This is a genomic window from Heyndrickxia coagulans DSM 1 = ATCC 7050, assembly GCF_000290615.1.
GTDB lineage: Bacteria > Bacillota > Bacilli > Bacillales > Bacillaceae_C > Weizmannia > Weizmannia coagulans.
The window spans coordinates 1-4,862 of sequence record NZ_ALAS01000128.1; the positions used below are offsets into that span (position 1 = coordinate 1).

A 4,862-nucleotide genomic window follows, 5' to 3' on the forward strand; every position below is an offset into this window, starting at 1 on the left:
GGCGAAAAGGTGACGGTGTACTCTATTTCCGGGGACTGGGCGAAAGTAAAAGCCGGCAGCAAAACGGGCTATGTTCATGCATCTTTTTTGACGAATTCAAATCCTGATAGCAGTGCAGATACTTCTACTCCAGCCAAAACAACAACGAAGTATGTCAATGTGGATAAGGGTTCACATCTAATCTTACGTTCAAAAGCCTCCGAAACGTCCAGCATTTTGGACAGCTTGCCAAGAGGCGAAAAGGTGACGGTGTACTCTATTTCCGGGGACTGGGCGAAAGTAAAAGCCGGCAGCAAAACGGGCTATGTTCATGCATCTTTTTTGGCGAATTCAAATCCCGATAGCCATGCAGGCACTTCAACCCCAGTCCAAACAACGACGAAATATGTCAATGTGGACAAAGGTTCCCATCTGGTTTTGCGTTCCAAAGCTTCCAGAAGTGGCAAAATATTAACAAGTCTGCAAAGAGGCGAAAAAGTGACGGTTTATACAGCTTCCGGCCCGTGGGTAAAAGTGAAAGCGAGAGGTATAACCGGTTATGTGCTCGCATCCTATCTGTCAGATGCAGACCCTGATGCAAGCACAGCAGATGACGGCAATAATAGTTCCGAACCAACTCCAGACGCTACGGTAACTAAATACACGACAGCAGATTTGAATTTACGTAAAGGGCCTTCTACCTTAACAAGTGTGATTGAAGTCCTTGATAAAGGAACAGCTGTAAAGGTCTACTCCGAAGAGGATGGCTGGGCAAAAGTAGAAATCAGTGGGAAAATTGGTTATGTCAGCACAAATTATTTAACATCCGCTGCGCAACAATCCAATGGCAAAGTGACATCGATTGTAAAAAAATATGATCTTTCACTGGATGAACTTGCAAATATTCAAATGAGAGTTTCGCCTCAAACAGATACAAATAACCGTTATATCAGAAGTGATGCCATTAAGCTGACAAGCCATACAACAGGTGTTGTCCAAAACGGAAGCTGGCATATCAGAGATGGTGCAGGTACAAAGAATCATGAAGTCGGTGAAACGCTTAAAGAAGGCACAAAGGTCACCATCCTATCCACCGTAAAAGGGGATGACGGCTATACATGGTATCAAATCAGTTATAACAAGGCATGGAAAAATGCCACGAAAAATGAAGTGAAATACTATTTAAATCCGAATAACTTTGTTTCGGATCCAGTCCGCTCACTTCAATTTTTGAAATTAACTTCGACCGCCAATCTGAATGCAACAGAAGTGAACCAAAAAATTCTTGCGGGTAAAGGCATTTTAGCCGGGAAAGCATCTGCATTTTTAACTGCAGCAAAACAAAATGGGATCAATGAAATTTATCTGATTGCTCATGCCTTACTTGAAACAGGAAATGGCACTTCCCAGCTGGCAAATGGCGTCAAGTATAATGGCAAGACTGTTTATAATATGTATGGGACTGGGGCGAATGATGGCAATGCCGTCCAAAATGGAGCCAGGTATGCCTATCAACATGGTTGGACGACCCCGGAAGCGGCCATCATTGGCGGAGCTAAATTTATCAGCAGTAATTACCTTGGCGCCGGTCAAGATACCTTGTATAAAATGAGATGGAATCCAGATGTCGCTGCAACATATGGCTATGCCTCCCATCAATATGCAACAGACATTGGCTGGGCTTACAAACAAGTGGATGAAATCTATAACTTATACAACCTATTAGACAATTACAATATCACATTGGAAGTTCCAAGTTATCAGTAACTGCCTGCAGCCATTAAGCTGTTCATAAGGTTTTACGAATGAATGACTTTCAGGACCTTGTAAAGAGCATGGCTAATGATAAAAGCTTCTCCTTTTTTGAGAAGCCGCTGAATAAGTGCAAAAGAAAACATAAAAACGGCGAGACACCAGCATTCATAGTGTCTCACCGTTTTTTTTTGGCCTATATCTTGTATAGATAAAAATAAAACATCACTTTTTCAGTGCCCTTTTCCAGCATTGCCGTCAACGGCCTATGATGGGTTTTCCTTCAAATAAAACATACCCGTTTATTTTTCATTTTTGTTTCTCTCTATTAAAAAATCTAAAAGTTTATCAATTTTTGATCCTATTTCTTCAACAACCAAATCATTACGCTCATCTCGAGCCATGATTTCTCCCCTAAGTCATCGTTCTCTCGCTGAAGAATATCTATGATTTTTTCTGCTTCTTTTAATTGTTTTTTTAATTGTCTAATTTCTTTAAGAGTTCTTTCCTATCTTCATCCAATCAGCATTCCTCCCTCCTTATGGAAGTAATGAAAAGTTTAATCCATTTCCAATGTTAACTTATCAGAAATGGATTCTAAAAAGAGATTAATGAAATATTTTCCATTTCCCAAAGGATAAAAAATACGACCTGGCTCTTATTCACCTCATTTTCTTCTCAGATTTAATTGGGGCATGTGATCTGCTCCTATCGCGATTCATTTATCATTCATTGTCGGCCGTTGTTTTCTCATTGCGCACATTTATTAGATGCCGGGCCTGGGCCCCTCTTTTTCCCACCTCCAACAAAGCATTTTCACCCTGACCTCTGGCGGAAACAAATCGGAAATAAAAAAAGCGGTACAGAAAACGATTTCTATTTTCTATACCGCCGTTCTCGTCATTTTACGATGATCCCGTTGATAAAGCTGATGATGCCCTCTTCCACTTCATCCCGGATATCCCGGTCATTGTGAATTTCATGCCGGTGTCCGGGATAAACTTTTGTTTTTACGTGATGTCCGGTTTGAACAAGCCAGTTCGATACAGCATATACCCCTTCCCCATATTGTCCCACTGGATCCTGGTCACCGGCAATGTTATAAATAGGAATCGATACCGGCACCTTTTCTGCCCACTCCGTTCCGACAATTATCTCCATCATTTGGACAAAATAGTAGAGTGAGCGTATATTTGGTGGAGTTGTAAAATTATTAAACGGATCGTTTGCGTGGTCTGCCACAATATCCGGGTCGGAACTTATCCAGTCGTTTGGCGTTTTCGGTTGCTCAATCCGTTCCGTCATCCAGCCCATCAGTTCTTCCAAATAAGAAAGATCGGTTTCTTGCCCCTTGCCTTCATAGATCAGGTTCTTCAAAACAGGGAGCAGTTTGCTTGCATTCGGGAACCTGCCTGAAGTCCCGCACAGAATTAAACCGGACAAGCCAGCCCCATGGGTAGCAGCATAACCCCTGGCAATCATGGACCCCATACTGTGCCCAAACATGAAATAAGGCAAATCAGGATATTGTTCCTGTACAATCTTTCGAAGCGTATGCTCGTCCTCCGCCATCGTCATATAACCTTTATCTCCCCAGTCTCCCCAGTTGCCGGAATCATACGCTGTCTTTCCATGGCCGACATGATCATCTGCAGCAACGACAAAACCAGCCTCATTAAACTTTAAAATCATATGTAAATACCGCCGTGAATGTTCACCAAAACCGTGGACGACCTGGACAATCCCGCGCGGTTTACGGATCGGTGTGTAAATCCAAGCTTTTACGTTGTCTTTTCCGTTAAATGATTGAAAACTCAACTCTTGAAAAGCCAAACCAACCCCTCCTTTGCTCATCTCATTAAATTTCTTTTTATCAAGCTTTAAAAATATTAGCAACATAATACTGGGTTTGACTTGCAAAATTTTTTGGTCTAAATTTCCATTTTCCTAACTCTAATAATATACACCGGCTGATTTTCATTTTTCTGTTGATGCAGCGCGTTCACTACGACATGGGCATCTAATAAAACCTTTATGTCTTTTGCTTCAAAAAAATCATTTCCATTTAAACAATCTTCAATCGTGCTTATAAAAATTAATATTTGCTCAAAATGAAAGGATACCCCCGAGCCTCTGGCATAATTGAAAAAAACATGAAAATTCTTCTTTCCCGTACTTTTACCGGGTTGCTGAACGAATCCGATTTTCCAGCATAACCTGCCCCACCTTTACAGAATCATGCACTTATGAAAATGCATGATTCAGCTGCTCTATATATTGGTTCAGCTTTCAGGAAGAGTGATCAGAATCCTTGCCAAATTCAGGTATTTAGCCAAATGACCGAGCCCTTCATTAAAATGTTTTCCCTATTTCAACCGCCTTTTTGATAGCTTCCTTCATAATATCTTCAGCCCGTTCAGGAAAGTGGTCCATTCCCTCAACAAATAATTGTTGAAAATCTTTAAAGCCCAAGAAAGTGAATAACGTTTTTACATATTGGCTTGCAGGGTCACTTCCGTTGTAGACACTTCCGCTTGATTGAATGTGCAGTGCTTTTTTTCCTTCCAATAAACCAACAGATCCCTGGTCAGTGTACTTGAAAGTTTTCCCTGCCACTGTAATGGTATCAATCCATGCTTTTAAACGGGTGGGCACGCTTAAATTCCACAAAGGATTGGCAATGACAACTTTATCCTTTTCCAAAAAACTCGCAGTAAAAGAATCAAACAACGTCACTTTGTGTTGCTGTTCAATGGATAATGCGTAAAAAGGAACCCTTTGTTTTAACTGGTTCCACGCTTCCAACAGGTCCCGGTCAATTTCAGGAATGGTGATATCATACAAATTGATTTCTTCTATTTCATCGTCTGGATGATGCTCCCGATAAGACTTTAAAAAAGCATTCGTCACTTTCATTGTTCGCGAATATTCTTCGGAAAACGGATGGGCTTTTACAACCAATACTTTTGACATTTTTGAGGCTCCTTTACATGTTTTACTATTATTTTATGAGTAATCGCCTTCAAATTCAATCAATTTATTTATTGAGCTTTTTGCGATGTTAACAATTTTTCTTTCAATGCAAATAGAACACCACCAGAAATATAATATTGTCAGATAAATATATGCCC

General features: G+C 40.6%; 3 protein-coding genes. 1 reads left to right on the forward strand and 2 read right to left on the reverse strand.

The annotated features are described in order from the left end of the window. Positions 1–1,746: SH3 domain-containing protein (locus IC21_RS07095; RefSeq protein ID WP_050996505.1), on the forward strand; the 1,746-nt coding region annotated here is incomplete at its 5' end. A gap of 885 nt (positions 1,747–2,631) precedes the next feature. Here the strand turns inward: IC21_RS07095 and IC21_RS07105 are convergent. Together IC21_RS07105 and IC21_RS07110 are read right to left on the reverse strand one after the other, a co-directional pair. Beyond that, positions 2,632–3,564, reverse strand: coding sequence for an alpha/beta fold hydrolase (locus IC21_RS07105; RefSeq protein ID WP_029142894.1), 933 nt, complete (start codon positions 3,562–3,564; stop codon positions 2,632–2,634). Positions 3,565–4,083: 519 nt separating this feature from the next. Further along, on the reverse strand, positions 4,084–4,704 hold the full coding sequence (locus IC21_RS07110) for an FMN-dependent NADH-azoreductase (protein ID WP_029142895.1): 621 nt from the start codon (positions 4,702–4,704) through the stop codon (positions 4,084–4,086). Positions 4,705–4,862: the final 158 nt, after the last annotated feature.